This window comes from Pseudoxanthomonas sp. CF125 (genome assembly GCF_900104085.1).
In the GTDB taxonomy this organism is placed as follows: Bacteria; Pseudomonadota; Gammaproteobacteria; order Xanthomonadales; family Xanthomonadaceae; genus Pseudoxanthomonas_A.
This window is the reverse complement of sequence record NZ_FNLD01000003.1, coordinates 812,032-826,308: the sequence shown is the minus strand read 5'-3', so window position 1 is coordinate 826,308 and position 14,277 is coordinate 812,032. Positions and strand designations below refer to the sequence as shown.

Here is a 14,277-nt window from a genome sequence, read left to right as displayed (position 1 = left end):
CTCCAGGCTAACAGCGCGTTGACATGCGATCTGTCGGAAAACTACCCGATGACGCCTTCACCCCCTCCCAACCTCCACCTGCCTTCGCAGGGGGAGGGGCTTAGACCTGCGCTGCCGCCCACACCGCCAGCTTCTCCCGCCCGATCTTCGCGTTATGGCGGATGTCGACCGGGAAAGCCGGATGGCAGAGGAATCGTTCGATGCACGCCGTGTGCGCATGAGCCGCCGCCATCGCCCGAAGCGCATCGACAACGCTGGCGCGGCGGATCGGCGGGACATTCGGCTGCAATTCGTAACAGAGCACAGGTTCCTGGCGGCCTTGCGGGCCGACGCCGACCAAAGCGGTCCGTTTCACATCGGGGTGCGTGTTGAAAATGGGTTCGACTTGCTCGGTGTACAGCGGGCCGTCCCTCGTCTCCACACGCTGGGTCTTGCGTCCGCAGAACCACAACCGGCCCTGCGCATCGAAATAACCGACGTCGCCCATGCGGTGCACGATGCGCTGGCTTCCATCGGATAGCGTTTCGGCGATCTTCGCTGCGCGCGTGGCCGCTTCGCGGTTGAAGTAGCTGTCGGTGGCGGTGGGGCCGGCGACGGCGATTTCGCCGACCACGCCCTGCGCGACCGGCGATGCGTCGGACCATCGCGCTATCGGCGCGTCGTCGATGGCGATGATGCGCACTTCATTGGGCGCGACCGGGCGGCCGACGCAGGTGCCGGCGCCCTGCTCGGTCTGTTCGCGGGTGCTTTGCAGTTCGCGGCCTTCTATTACCGCCACCGGCAGGCATTCCGTAGCACCGTAGGGCGTCCAGAACTGCGCACCTTCGGGCAGCAGCGCGCGGATCTTCTCCACCACTTCCGGCGGCACCGGCGCGCCGGCGGAAGTGACGCGCAATACGCCGGCGAGCTTCTCGCCATGATCGGCCAGCACGCGCATCAGCGCGGGCGAACCGAACAGCTGGGTCACGCCGAACGTGCGGATCGCATGCAACAGCTTGCGTGGATCGGCGCTGGCCGGCCGGGTCGGGTCCATGTCGGGAATGACCGAGGTCAGCCCCAGAGCAGGATCGAACAAGGCGAAAGGCGGAAACGTCGGCAGATCCACGCCGCCCGGCTGCATGCCGAACGCATCGCGCAGCAGTTCGATCTGGGCGACGAAATGGCGATGGCGGTACACCACTCCCTTGGGCACGCCAGTGGAACCGCTGGTGAAGAGGATGCCGGCGATGTCGTCGGGCTGAGTGTCGGCGAGCTGCGCTCCGGCGCCGGTGCCCGAGTTCTCGACTTTTACCAGCGTGGTGCCACCCCAGCCGAAGCGCGAACCCACCGTGACCAGCTTCTTCGCGCTACGCGCCCAGCCCAGGATCAGCCGCGCGATGTGCGCGAGCGGGATGCCGATGAAGGCTTCCGGCTGCGCTTCGTCCAGGCACTGCTTCAACGCGCGCCGGTCGATTCCAGGATCGACCAGCACCGGCACTGCGCCGGCCTTGAACAGCGCGAACATCAGCAGGAAGAACTCCGGCGACGGCCGTACCATGATTACCGTGCGCGTGCCGCGGACGATGCCGTGCTTGGCCAGACCCGCGGCGATCGCATCGCTACGCGCATCGAGTTGGGCGTAGGTCAGGGCGACATCGTATTTTCCGAAACCGTCGCTGCCGCGCGAACCGGGGCAGCGTATCGCGATCTGATCGGGGCGTTCGCGCGCGAGGCGTGGAAGCGTGGCGGCGATGTTGCAGGTTTCAGTCATGCGCTGATTGTAGTAGTTGCCTGTAGGAGCGGGCCCTGCCCGCGACGCTCTTCCCGTCATGCCGGGAAGAGCGTCGCGGGCAGGGCCCGCTCCTACAAAGGATTTGCGTCCAGGAACCGGCGGATCGCCGGCACCAGTTCGGCTTGCTTGTCTTCCAGCACGTAGTGGCCGGCGTCTTCGAACGCAGTCACCTGCGCGTTCGGCAGCGCTTGCCTGAAACCGGCGAGGAAATGCTTGTCGAACACGAAATCCTTCAGCCCCCAGCCGATGAAGGCCGGACGATCGGCGAATTGCGGCAGCCGCTGCCCGGCCGCTTCCACCAGCGCCCACGCCTTGTCGCCCGGATGCAGCGGAATGTCCTGCATGAAGCGCAGCGTGCTGATCCGATTGGCCCAGCTGTCGTAGGGCGACACGTAGGCGCGGCGCACGTCGGCCGGCATTTTCGTTTCCACGCCCTGGTAGGACGCGCCGCTGGAGAACGCATTGAAGGCGCGGATGATGAAGGCGCCGAATTTCGAATCGCGCCCCAGCGACAGCTGCCACGGCATCTTCTTGGCGGACGGCAGCGGGAATGCGGCCGTGTTGGTGATCACCAGCCGCTTCACCTGCGCAGCGTGGGTCAGCGCCCAGCCGAAACCGATCATGCCGCCCCAGTCGTGCACGGCCAAGGTCACTGGGCCGGCGATGTCCAGATGTTTGAGCAACGCAGCAAGGTCGTCGACGCGCGATTGCAGCGTGTAGTCGTAGTCGCGGTCGTCGGGCTTGTCGGAAAAGCCCATGCCGATATGGTCGGGAACGATGCAGCGGTAGCGCTTTGCAAGAGCCGGGTCGCTGAGCCCATCAACCAGATTGCGCCAGTAATAGCTCCACGACGGATTGCCGTGCAGCATCACCACCACCTCGCCGTCGAGCGGACCTTCGTCCAGATAGCTCATCGACAAGCCGGGACGCACTTCGAACTTCTTCGGCGTGAAGGGATAACCGGGAAGACTCATCGTGTACTAGCGCCCCAAATGAAAGAGGCCGGCGAACCGGCCCCCGTAGACAATCGCCGGTCCGCTTACCAGACCACTTCAGCCATCGAGCAGTTCAGGCCCGAACCGATCCCCAGCAGCGCGATGCGGTCGCCCTTCTTCAGGCGGCCCAGCTGCTTGAGCTTGCTCAGCACGATCGGCACGCTGGCCGGGCCGATGTTGCCGTGCTCGCCGAAGATGGTCAGCACTTTCTTGGGGTCGATGCCGAAGGCCTTGATGAAGGCCTGGGTGTGCACCTGGCTGACCTGATGGATGACGAACTGGTCCAGCTCGTCCACCACCCAGCCCATCGCGATCTTGGCGGCGGCGAAGGTTTTCTGCGCCAGCTTCATGCCTTCGATCAGCAGCATGCGGGTATCGGTGACCATGCGGTCCAGGTTGCCGCGGCACAGGGTGTTCCACTGGGTGGCGGCCTTGGTCACGCCGCCCTTGTAGCGGGGCGCGTCCGGGGTCAGCTCGCTGCGCGACATGACCATGGCCGCGGCGCCGCAACCCAGGGTCAGGGTGGCCAGCTCGTTGCGGAACTGCTCTTCGGTGACGTCGGGCGACTGCATGCGCTCAAGCGTCATCTTATAGGCCAGGTTGGCGGTTTCGCCGTCCACGACCAGGGCGTAGTTGATCTCGCCGCGCTCCAGCATGCGGGCGGCGATGTCCATGCCGTTGATGAAGGCCAGGCAGGCGTTGGCGACGTCGAAGTTCTGGCAGTTCTCGCCCATGCCCAGATTGCCGGACACGATGCTGGCGGTGGACGGCTCCAGGAAGTCGCGGCTGACCGAGGTGTTGACCAGCAGGCCGATCTGGTCGGCGGTCACGCCGGCGTCTTCCAGCGCCAGACGCGCGGCCAGGGTGGCCACGTCGGAAGCTTGCTGATCGTCGTCCCACAAGCGGCGCGCGTGGATGCCGGCGATGTCGCCCAGCACGTCGGTGCGGATGCCCAAACGGTCCATGGTGGGCTTCAACTGTTCGTTGATGGCTTTGGAAGTCAGGGTGTGCGGCGCATCTATATGCGCCAGTCCCGCGATGGAGACGTTCTGGAAGAGCATCTAAGTGAGCGCCGAGGCTGGCCGGAGGGGCGACAAGGGTACCGGCTTCCGTGCCTTATCGCACGTTTGGGTTTCTGGCGAGGAGACCGGGCCGCCCGCGTGCGGAGAAACAGGTAGGTCGGGGCTACGCCCCCGACGCACGGGAACTGGAACTCCCAGCGCGTCGGGGGCGTAGCCCCGACCTACGACGGATCATCAGCGGCTGGCGCAGCGGTAGGCGGCGAAGCGCTGCTCGCCGTTGACCGGATCGCCCAGCGGCTGCACGGTGTTGGCCTGGATGCCGGGGGCCTCGTTGCGGGCCAGGGTTTCCAGCTCGTCGCGCACGCGCAGGGCGTTGCGTTCGTAGAAGGCCACGCTGTCCTTGACCGAAACCGAGACCTCGCCGCGCTTCTCGCAGCCGGCCGGGGCGGCGCCGGCGGCGATCACGCGCACGCCGCTGGCCTCGGGGGCCATCTGCACCCAGGTGCAGCCGGAAAGGGTCAGGACCAGGGAGGCGGCGATCAGGGGCAGACGCATGGGGAATCCTGTTGGCGGGGTGCGCGCTGGAGTATGTGGCGGGAGTTATGAACTTCGGAGGAAGCCTCCTCCCCTCTGGCAAGAAAAGAGTGGGAAGTAGGTCGGCCCTACGTGGCCGACGCGCGGGGAGTTCCAGTTCCCGTGCGTCGGGGGCGTAGCCCCGACCTACCAGGGCAGAAGCTTTACTTCCCAGCGACCGGCTTGCCGTCAGAGTCGAGCACGCTGACTTCGCCCAGGTTGAGGGCGCGCACCGGCGCTTCGATCTTGGACAGGTCGCCGACCACCACGTACATCAGCGAGGCCGGCACCAGCGTCTTGGCCGCGGCGGTGACTTCGGCCGCGGTCATCGCATCGTTGCGGGCCTTGTATTGGACGATGTAGTCGTCCGGGCGGCCATAGCGCAGGTTGCTGCTGATCTGGCCCTGCACCGCCGAGGTGGTTTCGTAGCCGCCGGGCAGGCTGAGCGTGTTGCTGGCGCGAATCTTGGCGATCTCCGCAGCGGTGGCCGGTTTCTGGCCGCTGGCGAAGGCGGTGATTTCCGAACGCAGCTCCTTGATCGAGTCGGCGGTCTTGTCGGTCTGCACCGCTGCCGAGGCGAACCACGGACGCTGGCCCAAGGTGTTGCTGGCGTTGCTGTAGGAACCGTAGGCCCAGTGCTTGTCCTCGCGCAGATTCATGTTCAGGCGCGAGCTGAACTCGCCGCCCAGCACGCCGTTGGCGAAATCGAAATCGATGGTGCCGGCATCGCCAGTGGGCGGAATCAGCTGGCCGACGTAGACGTTGGACTGGGTCGCGCCCGGCTGGTTGATCAGATAGACGCGGTTGGCCGCAGGCGCGGCGACCTTGGAGATGGACGGCAACGCCGGCGCGCCGGCAGGCGTTTTCCAGTCGCCGAAGCGTTTTTCCAGCAACGGCAGGACCTGCTGCAAGGTGGTATCGCCGACCACCACTACCCGGGCCTTGTCCGGCTGCAGCCAGTTGCCGTGGTAAGCGACCAGATCGTCGCGGGTCAGCGAAGCGATGGAAGCCTCGGTGCCGCTACCGGTGAACGGAATGGCGTACGGATGGCCCTGGCCGTAAAGCAGCGGCGGCATGATGCGCATCGCCGCGGTCTGCGGCCGCGCCTTCTCCTGCTTGATGCCGGCGATCCAGGTCGCGCGCACGCGTTCCACTTCTTCCGGGGCGAAGGTCGGACGGCGCAGCACGTCGGCCAGCAGGTCCAGCGACTCGGGCAGCTTGTCGCTCAGCGCGGACAGGCCGACGGACGAGTAGTCCAGGCCGGCGCCGACGCCGATCTGCGCCCCCAGGTCTTCCTGGCGCGCGGCCAGTTCCAGCGCGGTGTAATCGCCAGCGCCTTCGTCCAGCATCTGCATGGTGAAGTTGGCGGTGCCCAGCTTCTTGCCCAGGTCGGCGGTGTAGCCGCCCGGGAATTCCACCGATAGCTGCACCACTGGCGTTTCGTGGCGTTCGGCCAGCACCACCTGCATGCCGTTGGAAAGCGTGGCGCGCTCCAGCGCCGGGAACTTCAGCGCGGGGAAGCTGGTGGTCTTGGGTACGCCGGTGCTGCGGTCGATATCGGTCTTGACCGTCTTGAACTTCGGATCGACCGAAGGAACCGCGGCCGGCTTGCTGGCGGGCGCGGCCTGTATGGTTTCCGGCAGTGAAGAGGCCGGCGTTTCGCTGGGCTGCACGATCAGGGTGTGCGAACCGACGCCCAGCCACTTCCTGGCCACCGCCTGCACGCTGGCCGGGGTGGCCGCGTCGATGTCGGCCAAGTCGGTTTTGTAGCAGTCCGGCTTGCCGGTATAGACCGCGCATTGGGCCAGCACGTCGGACTTGCCGCCGAAGCCGCCGATGCGCTCGATGCCGCGCACGAAGCTGGCGCGCGTGGTGACCTTGGCGCGCTCCAGTTCCTCGGCGGTCGGGCCTTGGCTGATCAGGCGCTGCAGTTCCTCGTCCATCGTCTTTTCGACCTTGGCCGCATCCACGCCGTCCTTGACCGTGGCCACCAGGAAGAAGGTGCCGCTCAGCTCGCTGCTCCAGGTATAGGCGCTGGCGTTGTCGGCGATCTTGTCGTTATGGACCAGCCGCGTGTCGAAGCGCGAGGACGCGCTGCCGCCCAGCACCTGGGCGAACAGGTCCAGCAGGGTGGCGTCCTTGCTGCCCAGTTCTGCCACCGGCCAGGCGCGGTAGATGCGCACCTGCGGCACGCGGTCGGGCACGGTCTCGCGGGTGTCCTGGGCGCGCTTGGGAATATTGGTCGGCATGTCGGCCAGGGTGGCGCTGGCGGGGATGTCGCCGAAGTACTCGGTGACTTTCTGCTTGGCGGTTTTCAGGTCGATATCGCCGGCCAGCACCAGCACCGCGTTGTTGGGCCCGTACCAGCTTTTGAACCAGGTCTTCACATCATCCAGCGTGGCCGCATCCAGATCGGCCATGGAACCGATGGTCTGCCAGCTATACGGATGCCCGGCCGGATACAGCGCTTCGAAGATCTTGGCGCTGATGCGGCGGCCGTAAGGCTGGTTCTCGCCCTGGCGCTTTTCGTTCTGGACCACGCCGCGCTGTTCGTCCAGCGACTTCTGGTCGATCGCGCCGAGCAGGTGGCCCATGCGGTCCGATTCCATCCACAACGCCATGTCCAGCGCGGTGGTGGGCACGTTCTGGAAATAATTGGTGCGGTCCTGGTTGGTGGTGCCGTTCTGGTCGGTCACGCCGACCAGCTCGTAGGGTTCGAAGTATTCGGCCTTGTGGTTCTCGCTGCCCTGGAACATCAGATGCTCGAACAGATGGGCGAAACCGGTGCGGCCGGGCTGCTCGTTCTTGCTGCCCACGTGGTACCACAGGTTCACCGCCACCACCGGCGCCTTGCGGTCGGTATGCACGATCACGCGCAGGCCGTTGGGCAGGGTGAATTCGCCGTACTTGATCTCCACCTGCGCGCTGCCGCCAGGCTTGGCCAGCGCCGGCTGCGGCGAAAAGGCCAATCCGGCGAGGGCGGTGGACAAAGCGACAGCCAGCAGGGCGGCGCGCGGACGGCGGGAAAGACGCATCGATATTCCTTTATATGGAGTCAGGACCTAAGGCGGCCAGGTAATGCTAACGGCCGGCACCGGTCATTACACTAGGCCATAAGGAAGGGGCGAAAACACGAAGCCCGCCTTGCGGCGGGCTTCGCTGCGCACTGCCTCGGGGCCGGCCTACTTCGCCTTCGCGACCGGCTTGCCGTCGGCATCGACGATGCTGACCTCGCCCAGGTTCAACCCGCGCACCGGCGCCTCGATGTGCTTCAGGTCGCCGACCACCACCCAGGTCAACACGCCGGGATCGAGCGTGGCCGCTGCGGCCTTCACCTGCTCCGGCGTCAGGGCCTCGATCTCGGCCTTGCGCTGGAACACGTAGTCGTCAGGACGCCCGTAACGCACGATGCCGCTGATCGTGCCCAGCACTGAAGCGGCGGTTTCGTACGCGCCGGGCAGGCTGCGGATCTCGGTGGCCTGGATCTTGGAGACCTCCTCCGCCTTGGGCGGCGCCTTGCCGCTGGCGTATTCGCGGATCTCGCGGTCGAGTTCCTTCAGCGAATCGGCGGTCTTGTCGATCTGCACCGGAGCGAAGGCTATCCACGGACGCTGGCCGAGCGCGCCTGGAATGAAGCTGTAGGAGCCGTATGCCCAGTGCTTGTCTTCGCGCAGGTTCATGTTGAGGCGCGAGGAGAATTCGCCACCCAGCACCGAGTTGGCGATCTCCAAGCGCACCGCGCCCGGATCGGTGGACGAAGGCACCACTTCGCCGGCCAGCAACGTGGCCTGGACCGCGCCTGGCTGGTCGATCAGGTACACCTTGGGCTTGGCCGGACGCTTCACCACGGCCAGCGCGGCGGCGGCGGCGGGCGCCGCACCCGTGCCCTTCCAGTCGCCGAAGTGCTTCTCCAGCAACGGCACGATTTCCTTCAGCGTGGTGTCGCCCACCACGATCAGGGTCGCGCCTTGCGGACGCATCCATTGCTGCTGGAAGCCCTGCAGATCCTCGCGCGAAAGGGAAGCGATGGCGGCCTCGTTGCCGCTGCCGCTGAAGGGAATGCCGTAGGGATGGCCGCTGCCGTACAGCAACGGCGGCAGCACGCGCAGCGCCACGCCCTGCGGTTGCGCCTTCTCCTGCTTGATGCCGGCGATCCAGGTCGCCTTGACCCGGTCGATTTCGTTCTGGTCGAAGCGCGGACGGCGCACCATGTCGGCGTATAGGGCCAGCGACGGATCGAGGCTCTCCTTCAACGCCGACAGATTGGCGCTGTTGCCATCGAGGTTGGCGCCGGCGCTCAGGCTGGCGCCCAGCGATTCTGCGCGGTTGCCGAACGCCAGCGCGTCCAGATCGCCCGCGCCCTCGTCCAGCATACCCATGGTGAAGCTGGACGTGCCCGATTTGCGGCCCTGGTCGGCGGTGTAGCCACCCTTGAACTGGTAACTGAACTGCACCACCGGCACGTCATGGCGTTCGGCCAGGATCACCTGGGTGCCGTTGCTCAGCGTGGCGCGCTCGAGCTTCGGGAACTTGAGGTCGGGGAAGGTCGTGGTCTGCGGTACGCCTTTGCTGCGGTCGATGCCGCTGGCCTCGGTCTTGTACTTGGGATCGGCGGCCGGCAGTTGGAATGGCGCGGGCGTCGCCGCCGGCTCCTCGGCGATAGCCGTGCGTTCGCCCGGCGTCACTACCAGCGTGTTGCCGCCTTTGGATAGCCAGCGGTCGCCGGTGGCGCGGATGCTGGCCGCGTCGGATTCGGACCAGACCTTGAGGCTGCGGCGGAAGCAGCCCGGATCGCCTGTGTAAACCGCGCATTCGGACAGCGTGTCGGCCTTGCCGCCGAAACCGCCTATGCGCTCGCTGCCGCGCACGAACCCGGACTTCCAGCGGGTGCTGGCCTGTTGCAGTTCGGCCCCGGTGGGGCCTTCCTTGAGCAGCTTCTTCAACTCCTCGTCGATGGCCGCCTCCACCTTCGCCGGGTCCACGCCCTCCTTCACATCGGCTTGGATGCTGAAGGTGGAGGCGAGCTCGAACGGCTGCACCGAGGCGCTGACGCTATCCACCAGCTTGTCCTGGAACAGCAGTCGCTTGTCCAGGCGCGAGCTCTTGCTTCCGCCCAGCACGGTGGCGAACAGCTGCAGGCGGTCGAGATCGGCGTCGTTGAAGCCGGCAACGCTCCACGAACGGTAGATGCGCGCCTGCGGAACCTTGTCGGTCATGCTGGCGCGGGTGGCTTCGCCCTGCACCGGGCCAGCTTTGATCCGCGGCATGGTCGGACCGGCCGGGATGTCGCCGAAATATTCGGCGGCCTTCTCCTTGGCGGTCTTCAGGTCGATATCGCCGGCCAGCACCAGCACCGCGTTGTTGGGGCCGTACCAGGTCTTGAACCAGGTCTTCACGTCTTCCAGCGACGCGGCGTTCAGATCGTTCATCGATCCAATAACGCTGTGGTGGTACGGATGATCCTTCGGATAGAGGTATTTGTTGATCTCGTCTTCGACCTGGCCGTAGGGTTGGTTCTCGCCCTGGCGCTTTTCGTTCTGGACCACGCCGCGCTGTTCGTCCAGCGTCTTCTGGTCGATCGCGCCGAGCAGATGGCCCATGCGGTCCGATTCCATCCATAGCGCCATGTCCAACGCGGTGGTCGGCACGTTCTGGAAATAGTTGGTGCGGTCGAACCAGGTAGTGCCGTTCATGTCGGTGGCGCCGACCAGTTCGAACGGCTCGAAGAATTCGCCAGGGGCGTTCTCCGAACCGTTGAACATCAGGTGTTCGAACAAGTGCGCGAAGCCGCTGCGGCCGGCCGGTTCGTCCTTGCTGCCGACGTGGTACCAGATGTTGACCGCCACGATAGGCGCCTTGCGGTCGGTATGCACGATCACGCGCAGGCCGTTGGGCAGGGTGAATTCGTCGTACTTGATCTCCACCTGCGCACTGCCATCGGGCTTGGCCAGTGCGGCCTGCGGCGACGCCGCCAGCCCGGCGAGAGCGGTCGAAAGGGCAACGGCAAGCAGGGCGGCACGCGGACGGCGGGAAAGGCGCATCGGATATTCCTTTATTGATGGTCTGCGGATCAGCCCGTGATGCTAGCGACCGCAGCCGGTCATTACACTAGGCCACAAGGCATGGTCGTAAGGCGGGTGCTGGTATGGAAGGCAAGACGGAAGCGCAACGCTGTCTGGTCACCGGGGCCAACCGCGGACTGGGCCTGGAACTCTGCCGGCAACTGCTGGCGCGGGGCGACCGGGTGGTCGCTGCGTGCCGCCAACCGGGCAAGGCCACGGCGCTCAATACCTTGGCTGGCGAGCATCCCGGGCGGCTGCACGTGACGCCCCTGGATGTGGCCGAACCCAAGAGCCATGCGGCCCTGGCGCGCGAACTGCCGCTGCTCACCGAGGGCGAGCCGCTGGATCTGCTGGTCAACAACGCCGGCGTGCTGCGCGGCGGCGAACGCTACGGCAGCGTGCAGGCCGCCGATCTGGAGACCAGCTTCCGCACCCATGCGCTGGGGCCGTTCCTGCTTGTGCAGACGCTTACCCCACAACTGGCGGATAACGCTCGCGTAGCCAACATCTCTTCGGAAATCGGATCGATCGGCCTGCGCCAAGAATTCCGCACGCCCAGCTACGCCATCGGCAAAGCGGCGCAGAACATGGCGACTTCGTTGCTGGCGCAAGCGCTGGCGCCGCGCGGCATCCTGGTGGTGGCGCTGCACCCGGGCTGGGTGCGCACCGACATGGGCACCGACCGCGCCGCACTCAGCCCGCAGGAATCGGCGCGCGGCTTGTTGCAGGTGATCGGTGGACTGCAAGCGCGCGATTCGGGCGCTTTCCTCGACTGGCAGGGACAAACCCTGCCCTGGTGAAGCGGATCGGCGATCCCGCGTTCAACCTTTTTTCCCTGAAGCGCATCACAACCACTGTCCAGAAAGCTGGCCGGGTGCCTTTCCTTCGCTCGTAAAAGGGGGTCACACGCGTCGGGATCGAGCGTCTTCGACGGCGATCCGGTCACCTCAGCGGACACCGGGCGGACGGACGGACACCTTTCTTATAGATGTATTTGTAATTGAATCAATAACTTGAAGTTGGCACGGCGTCTGCATTACTACCTTACAAGCACAGCCGACCCAACAAAACCTGACTGATAGCTGAATAAAAGAACTGCAAATGCAAGTTCTGCTTGACCGATCTGATTAGGTGTACTACCTTACTACCACACCACCCAACAACGACACTAAAGAGGCCCAACACCATGAACACCAAGACCTTCCTGCCGCTGACCGCCGCCGCCCTGTTCGCCGTCTGCGCCGGCTCCATGCTGATCTCCAGCCAGTCCTATAACGAAGCCAGCGCCAAGACCGCGCCGGTTGCCAGCCACATCGTCGACCTGCCCGCCGTCACCGTACGTCCTTCGTTCGAAGACGCCGCCTACTACCAGGCCAACAAGATCGTCGACCTGGCCGCCGTCACCGTCCGCCCGGCTGCCGAAGACCTGGCCTACTTCCTGGCCGACAACACCGCACGCATCGTCGACATGCCGGTCGTGACCGTGCGCCCGTCGGCGGAAGACGTGCAGATCGTGGCCGTCGGCGCCGCTACCCTGGCCCAGCAGCTGGCCTCGCGTTGATCGCTTGAAGCGCAACACCCCGCGTTAATGCAATAACCCGCTTCAAGCATCGCCGAGAGCAGTACGGCAGCGCGCCGATAGAGCCAGCGCCCCGTAGAATCCGTGCGATGAGCAACAACGACACCGCGCGCGCACTCGATCTGGACGTGCTGCTGTACCAGCCGGAGATTCCACCGAACACCGGCAACGCCATCCGCCTCTGCGCCAATACCGGCGCGCGGCTGCACCTCATCGAGCCCCTGGGCTTCGATTTGCAGGACAAGCAGCTTCGACGCGCCGGCCTGGATTACCACGAATACGCCACGCTGCAGGTCCACGCTTCGCTGGAAGCCGCCCTGGCCGCGATCGCACCGCGACGCCTGTTCGCCTTGAGCACCCGCGGTACCCAGCGCTACGACCAGCCGAGCTATCGCTCCGGCGACGCTTTGTTGTTCGGCCCCGAAACCCGCGGCCTGCCCGCCCACGTGCTGGAAAGCCTGCCGCCGGAACAACGCCTGCGCCTGCCGATGCGGCCGGACAACCGCAGCCTGAATCTTTCCAACAGCATCGCCGTGGTGGTGTTCGAAGCCTGGCGCCAGATCGGTTTCGCCGGCGGAAACTGACCGGCTACACGCAGGCCGAGCCAGCCTCGACCGTTTCTACCGTCGCAACGAGTGCACGCATCGGATCGAACGATTCATCCGGCGCGGTCCATTTCCGACCGCTCTCCTTCGCTCACCAGAAACTCGCGTACAACGCGCACAGGATCGCAACCACCGCGACGCTGGCGATATTGAACGATGGGGTGGTCGCGTAACTGACGTCGCCGGTCTTGATCCGGTCGCTGACGCCGGAGGCTTTGCTCGCCAGCGACACCACGATGGCCAGCGCCAGGGCCAGCAGGAACACCAGGCCGACGCGATCCATGAACGGCAGCGAGGGCCATGCCAGCTTCAACACCACCGACAGCGCGAACGAACCGATCGCCGCGGCCAGCGCACCGGCTTCGTTGGCGCGCTTCCAGAACAGGCCCAGCACGAAAATCACCACGATGCCCGGAGTGAAGAAGCCGGTGTATTCCTGGATGTACTGGAAGCCCTGGTCGAAGCTGCCCAGCAACGGGCGCGCGGTCAGGATGGCCAGGAGTATGGAGACCGTGGCCGCGATGCGGCCGACGCGCACCAGTTTGGTTTCGTCGTGGTTCTTGTGTTGTTTGGCGTAGAAATCCAGGGTGAAGATGGTGGCGACCGAATTGATCTTGGAAGCCAGCGAGGCCACGATGGCCGCCACCAGCGCCGCGAACACCAGGCCCAGGATGCCGCTGGGCAGGATCGCCATCATGGTCGGATAAGCTTGATCGGGACGCGCCAGGTCTTTGGCCAGCACCACCGCGGCGATGCCGGGAAGCACCACGATCACCGGCATCAGCAGCTTGAGGAAGGCGGCGAAAACCACGCCCTTCTGCGCTTCCTTGATGTCCTTGGCCGCCAGCGCGCGCTGGATGATGTACTGGTTGAAGCCCCAGTAGCTGACATTCATGATCCACATGCCGCCGATCAGCACGCTCAGTCCCGGCAGGTCCTTGTAGAAGGGACTGTCCTTGGACAGGATCATGTGGAAGTGCTCGGGGTGCGCCTGCCACAGCTTGCTGAAGCCGGCCACGATGCCGGCGCCATCGCCGATCTTGCTGAGCGTCAGCGCCGATACCAACAGGCCGCCCAGCACCAATAGCGACACCTGCACGATATCGGTCAGCGCCACCGCTTTCAGTCCACCGTACAACTGGTAGGCCAGCGCGAAAATCCCCAGCAACGCCAACGCCAGCATCTGGTTCATGCCGGTGACCTGCGCGACGGCCAGCGAACCCAGCCACAGGATCGAGGTGAGGTTGACGAAGACGTACAGCCCCAGCCAGAACACGGCCATCAGCGTGCGGATCCTGGTGCCGTAACGCTCTTCCAGGAATTGCGGCATGGTGTAGATGCCGTTGCGCAGGAAGATGGGCAGGAAGAACTTGCCCACGATCAGCAGGGTGATCGCCGCCATCCATTCGTAGGAGGCGATCGCCAGGCCGATGGCGTAACCGGAACCGGACATGCCGATGATCTGCTCGGCCGAGATGTTGGCCGCGATCAGCGAAGCGCCGATGGCCCACCACGGCAGCGATTTGCTGGCGAGGAAATAATCCTTCGCCGATTTCTGGTGCCCGCCCTTCTCGCGCGATACCAGCTGCGCCAGCACGAAAATGCCGACCAGGTAGGCCAGGACGATACCGATATCGATCGGGGATAGTGTCATTTCAGCCTCGACTGCA

10 protein-coding genes are annotated in these 14,277 nt (G+C 65.3%); 3 read left to right on the top strand and 7 right to left on the bottom strand.

The annotated features are described in order from the left end of the window. Positions 1–100: 100 nt before the first annotated feature. The 6 genes from oleC to BLR66_RS17090 form a co-directional block, all read right to left on the bottom strand. The gene (oleC, locus tag BLR66_RS17115; protein ID WP_093289788.1) at positions 101–1,750 is read right to left on the bottom strand and encodes an olefin beta-lactone synthetase; all 1,650 of its coding nucleotides are present in this window, start codon (positions 1,748–1,750) and stop codon (positions 101–103) included. Positions 1,751–1,842: 92 nt separating this feature from the next. After that, positions 1,843–2,745, bottom strand: a complete 903-nt coding sequence (locus BLR66_RS17110; protein WP_093289787.1) for an alpha/beta fold hydrolase — start codon at positions 2,743–2,745, stop codon at positions 1,843–1,845. A 65-nt stretch (positions 2,746–2,810) separates the two neighbouring features. Then, positions 2,811–3,827 (bottom strand): 3-oxoacyl-ACP synthase III, encoded by a 1,017-nt coding sequence (locus tag BLR66_RS17105; protein ID WP_093289786.1) that lies wholly within the window; start codon positions 3,825–3,827, stop codon positions 2,811–2,813. Positions 3,828–4,022: 195 nt separating this feature from the next. Then, positions 4,023–4,343 (bottom strand): DUF4156 domain-containing protein, encoded by a 321-nt coding sequence (locus tag BLR66_RS17100; RefSeq protein ID WP_093289785.1) that lies wholly within the window; start codon positions 4,341–4,343, stop codon positions 4,023–4,025. A gap of 182 nt (positions 4,344–4,525) precedes the next feature. After that, positions 4,526–7,396, bottom strand: coding sequence for a M16 family metallopeptidase (locus BLR66_RS17095; RefSeq protein WP_093289784.1), 2,871 nt, complete (start codon positions 7,394–7,396; stop codon positions 4,526–4,528). Positions 7,397–7,543: 147 nt separating this feature from the next. Next, on the bottom strand, positions 7,544–10,402 hold the full coding sequence (locus BLR66_RS17090; RefSeq protein ID WP_093289783.1) for a M16 family metallopeptidase: 2,859 nt from the start codon (positions 10,400–10,402) through the stop codon (positions 7,544–7,546). Between the two features lie 104 nt (positions 10,403–10,506). Between BLR66_RS17090 and BLR66_RS17085 the strand changes: the two genes are divergently transcribed. From BLR66_RS17085 to trmL, 3 genes are all read left to right on the top strand, one after another. Beyond that, complete coding sequence (locus BLR66_RS17085) at positions 10,507–11,223, top strand: SDR family oxidoreductase (protein ID WP_093289782.1); 717 nt, start codon at positions 10,507–10,509, stop codon at positions 11,221–11,223. A gap of 386 nt (positions 11,224–11,609) precedes the next feature. After that, positions 11,610–11,984, top strand: coding sequence for a hypothetical protein (locus tag BLR66_RS17080; protein ID WP_093289781.1), 375 nt, complete (start codon positions 11,610–11,612; stop codon positions 11,982–11,984). A gap of 107 nt (positions 11,985–12,091) precedes the next feature. After that, a complete protein-coding gene (trmL, locus tag BLR66_RS17075; RefSeq protein WP_093289780.1) occupies positions 12,092–12,586 on the top strand; it encodes a tRNA (uridine(34)/cytosine(34)/5-carboxymethylaminomethyluridine(34)-2'-O)-methyltransferase TrmL in 495 nt (164 codons plus the stop codon). 112 nt (positions 12,587–12,698) lie between these two features. Here the strand turns inward: trmL and BLR66_RS17070 are convergent, their stop codons facing one another. After that, on the bottom strand, positions 12,699–14,261 hold the full coding sequence (locus BLR66_RS17070) for a sodium/sugar symporter (protein ID WP_093289779.1): 1,563 nt from the start codon (positions 14,259–14,261) through the stop codon (positions 12,699–12,701). Positions 14,262–14,277: the final 16 nt, after the last annotated feature.

Coding starts and splice junctions, on each gene's coding strand:
- oleC (WP_093289788.1), bottom strand. CDS start 1,750: ATGACTGAAACCTGCAACATCGCCGCCACGCTTCCACGCCTCGCGCGC.
- BLR66_RS17110 (WP_093289787.1), bottom strand. CDS start 2,745: ATGAGTCTTCCCGGTTATCCCTTCACGCCGAAGAAGTTCGAAGTGCGT.
- BLR66_RS17105 (WP_093289786.1), bottom strand. CDS start 3,827: ATGCTCTTCCAGAACGTCTCCATCGCGGGACTGGCGCATATAGATGCG.
- BLR66_RS17100 (WP_093289785.1), bottom strand. CDS start 4,343: ATGCGTCTGCCCCTGATCGCCGCCTCCCTGGTCCTGACCCTTTCCGGC.
- BLR66_RS17095 (WP_093289784.1), bottom strand. CDS start 7,396: ATGCGTCTTTCCCGCCGTCCGCGCGCCGCCCTGCTGGCTGTCGCTTTG.
- BLR66_RS17090 (WP_093289783.1), bottom strand. CDS start 10,402: ATGCGCCTTTCCCGCCGTCCGCGTGCCGCCCTGCTTGCCGTTGCCCTT.
- BLR66_RS17085 (WP_093289782.1), top strand. CDS start 10,507: ATGGAAGGCAAGACGGAAGCGCAACGCTGTCTGGTCACCGGGGCCAAC.
- BLR66_RS17080 (WP_093289781.1), top strand. CDS start 11,610: ATGAACACCAAGACCTTCCTGCCGCTGACCGCCGCCGCCCTGTTCGCC.
- trmL (WP_093289780.1), top strand. CDS start 12,092: ATGAGCAACAACGACACCGCGCGCGCACTCGATCTGGACGTGCTGCTG.
- BLR66_RS17070 (WP_093289779.1), bottom strand. CDS start 14,261: ATGACACTATCCCCGATCGATATCGGTATCGTCCTGGCCTACCTGGTC.